The 3,514-nt window shown below is 26.6% G+C and carries 4 protein-coding genes; 3 read left to right on the top strand and 1 reads right to left on the bottom strand.

Annotated elements, in window-relative coordinates:
• Positions 1-497 precede the first annotated feature (497 nt).
• Entirely contained in the window at positions 498-1,373 is an 876-nt protein-coding gene (locus E6248_RS14580) for a polysaccharide deacetylase family protein (protein WP_316341509.1), read from the bottom strand.
• A gap of 167 nt (positions 1,374-1,540) precedes the next feature.
• Here E6248_RS14580 and E6248_RS14575 point away from each other — a divergent pair, with 167 nt between their 5' ends.
• The 3 genes from E6248_RS14575 to E6248_RS14565 are packed head-to-tail and all read left to right on the top strand — an operon-like array spanning position 1,541 to position 3,376.
• A complete protein-coding gene (locus E6248_RS14575) occupies positions 1,541-2,431 on the top strand; it encodes a DUF5685 family protein (RefSeq protein WP_316341508.1) in 891 nt (296 codons plus the stop codon).
• Between the two features lie 5 nt (positions 2,432-2,436).
• On the top strand, positions 2,437-3,051 hold the full coding sequence (locus E6248_RS14570; RefSeq protein ID WP_316341507.1) for a J domain-containing protein: 615 nt from the start codon (positions 2,437-2,439) through the stop codon (positions 3,049-3,051).
• Between the two features lie 28 nt (positions 3,052-3,079).
• Positions 3,080-3,376, top strand: coding sequence for a hypothetical protein (locus E6248_RS14565; protein WP_316341506.1), 297 nt, complete (start codon positions 3,080-3,082; stop codon positions 3,374-3,376).
• Positions 3,377-3,514: the final 138 nt, after the last annotated feature.

The raw sequence follows: 3,514 nt of genomic DNA, 5'->3' as shown, positions 1-3,514 counted from the left end.
TATTAATACTTATTAATACTTATTAATACTCATTAAAACTGTAATTAAGACCTTAAATCTGGTATCATTTACATATATCTAATATAAATAGAAAAGTAATAAAACTTACTTCATTATACTGCTGAATTAACAAATAATATATTCATAATCATTCCTTATAATATCAGTACTGTCCCTCAAAATACTAATTAAAAATTAGGAATTTAGAATGAATAAAGTAACTTATAATATATTAATTAAAGAATAGTTTTCAAAACTCATTTATGAGTTCTTTCATTAATTTTTAATTCTTCATTTTTAATTATTAATTCAAAAAAAGCACTGTACCATTACTATAATATTATTACCTTTTAAATATCCATATATACGCTTATAAATTACTCTAAAATCCAGCCAATTAATCATTGTCTCTACAACATTTAGATTTTAAATTGAAAAAGAGACCTAAAAAGGTCTCTCCATTGTTATATTAACCACTACTCTTATAATGTATTATCTTAATAGTCTGAGAATACAGATTTAAAAGCTTCTATATTCATTGGTGACATTCGTACTCTTTTTAATGAATATAGTCCATCACTAACTGTTGCAATCCCACCTTCAGTAGTAACTGCTGCCTTAACTCCCATTTCTTCTGCTACTTCCATAGTTTCCTCATCATATCTTCCAACTGGATAACAAAGGAACTTACTATCAACTCCAACTTTCTCTTTTAGAGTATCTACAGCTTCTTGTATGATAGCTTTTTTATCTTCCCTAGATATATTAGGAAACTCTATATGTCTTGATGTATGACTTTCTATTCCCATACCACCATCTTTCATTTCTTTAAGCTGAGCTGAATTTAAATAATAACCATCCGCATCAATATTATCAGTTATTATAAAGAATGTTGCTTTCATATCAAATTCCTTTAATATTTTATATCCTTCTGAATAGTTATCTGCATAACCATCATCAAAAGTAATAGCTACAGGCTTCTTTGGAACATGTCCTGTTGAAAAAGCTTCAACAACATCTTCTAAAAGCATTGGTGTAAATCCAGCTTCCTTAAGATATTTAACTTGTTCCCTAAACATATCTGGTGGTACTAATAAATTATTATTAGGATCTGCTGCTGAAATTGAGTGATACATTAATATAGGAACTTTCACATCTTCAATATTTAATGTAGTATATTCATCTTCATTGATTTTATTTTTATCATCTTCTACAATATCATCTGTTATTGTTTCTTCTTCAATATTAGTTTCTTCATTTTGAGTATCATTTAAAGTTATACCTTCTGATTTCTTATTAAAATATTTATATCCCCCAAAGGCTATTAATACAATAATCACGACTAAAATTACAATGCTAATTATTTTTTTCAATTATATCCCCTCCAATATATTCAAAATATAACTTCACTTGATTTTTTTGTCAATATCTTTCTATTTGTTTCTATTTTTTTAATATTTCCTAAATTTTATATAAACCATTGTTAATGATACCTTATTTTTGTATAATTAATCTAAACTAATTTTAAGGAGTGTTTTTATTGTTTGGATATGTAACTCCTCTAAAAGCTGAGCTTAAAGTCAAGGACTTTACTAAATTTAGAAGTTATTATTGTGGACTTTGCATGCATATTAAAAGTAGTGCAGGTAATCTTCCAAGGATGGTCCTAAATTATGATATGACCTTTTTAGCCGTGCTTTTAGATTCCCTATCAAATAAAGAACCTACAGTAGAAATTAAACGCTGTATTGTTCATCCTATTGAAAAGAAGCCTATTATTATGAATAATGATGCACTTCAATACGCAGCTGCTATAAACTTAACTCTATACTACTATAAAGTTAAAGATGATGTTGAGGATGATAATAATCTAAAATCTAAGATTCTTGAAAAAATTTTATTACCTTATGAAAAGAAAACAAATGTAAACATTGAAAGCATAAGAACTATTATAGAAGAAAGTTTAAAGGAACTTAGTACTTTAGAGAGAAATAAAGATTTTTCTTCAATTGATGAAATTGCCCATCCCTTTAGTCATATTGTTGGAAGTATATTGAAATCTTATCCTCAAACTTTAGTTGAAGATACTATAGAGATAAGGGATGATTTATATAATCTTGGATATACCCTAGGAAAATGGATATACTTAGTTGATGCATTTGATGATTTAAAGGAAGATATGGATAAAAATAAATTTAACCCTATTAATTATTTATTTAATGAAGATAATTTACCTTATGAAAAATTACTTCCATTATTTAAGGATAGACTTGAATTTACTATTTTAAATTGTTCATTTAATTGTAAGCAAATTCTAGATAAATTACCTATTAAAAGAAATGAAGATATATTGAGAAACGTTCTAGAATTAGGTATGATGGATAAATACCTTGGAATAATAAAGAAAACTAACGAAGATAAGAAGGAGTGACCATAATGAATCCATATGAGGTTCTTGGATTAAAACCAGGTGCAAGTCAAGAAGAAATAAAAAAAGCTTATAGAAATTTAATTAAACAATATCACCCAGATCAATACGGTGATAACCCATTAAAAGATCTAGCTGAAGAAAAGATGAGAGAAATTAATCAAGCATATGATATGTTAACTAAAAATGGAGATGCTTCATCAAGCAACTCATATAATAGTTCTTACAGTAATTCATCAAGTAACAATTCTAATGATTCTTATTCTTTCCAAGAAATTAGAATGTTAATTCAAAATAGAAATTTACAAGAAGCTGAAAGAAGATTAAATTCTATTCAAAATAGAAATGCAGAATGGAACTTTTTATATGGAGTTTTATTAACTAATAAAGGATGGTTTGATGGAGGTCTTAAGCATATTCAAATTGCTGTAAATATGGACCCTAACAACTTTGAATATAGACAAACTCTAAATTCACTACACCAAAGAACATCCGCATACAGCAATAACTATTATAGAACTACTGGAGCTAACTCAGCAAACGCATGTGATTGTTGTATAAATTTATGGTGCTTAGACTCTATGTGTGAATGTATGGGTGGGGACCTTATAGGTTGTTGCTAAAGAAAATAGTTTTGGTGGTGATTAAAGTATGAAAGCAAAAGAATTAACTGTAAGCGCTGCTTTAACAGCACTTACTATAGTAATTTTATATTTAAATTTACTATTACCTATAAGTACAATTAGTATTTTAACCTTAGCATCTGCTTTAATACCAGTTGCATTAATAAGAGGATCTATAAAGAGTTCAATCTTAGTTTATATATCATCATCAATTATAGGGTTCTTTATACTTCCAATTAATATTATATTGCTTTATGTATTGTTCTTTGGAATTTATGGAATCATAAAATACTTTATTGAAAAGATTAATAAGCTTAAGGCATAATCGTATATTAAAAATACTGGCTGAGCAACTATAAATAATAAGTAGATTGGAAGTCTTGTTATTTCTATTGCTACAATTGAATTAAATACAAAAATAGATAAAACTAGCATTATATTAAAAAATATAATTTTTAATATA

This window comes from Clostridium sp. (assembly GCF_032552055.1).
Classification (GTDB): domain Bacteria; phylum Bacillota; class Clostridia; order Clostridiales; family Clostridiaceae; genus Clostridium.
This window is presented reverse-complemented; position numbering and strand designations above follow the sequence as displayed.

Bases quoted from the DNA above. Each gene is read 5' to 3' on its own strand.
- E6248_RS14565 (WP_316341506.1), top strand. From the start codon at position 3,080: ATGAAAGCAAAAGAATTAACTGTAAGCGCTGCTTTAACAGCACTTACT.
- E6248_RS14570 (WP_316341507.1), top strand. From the start codon at position 2,437: ATGAATCCATATGAGGTTCTTGGATTAAAACCAGGTGCAAGTCAAGAA.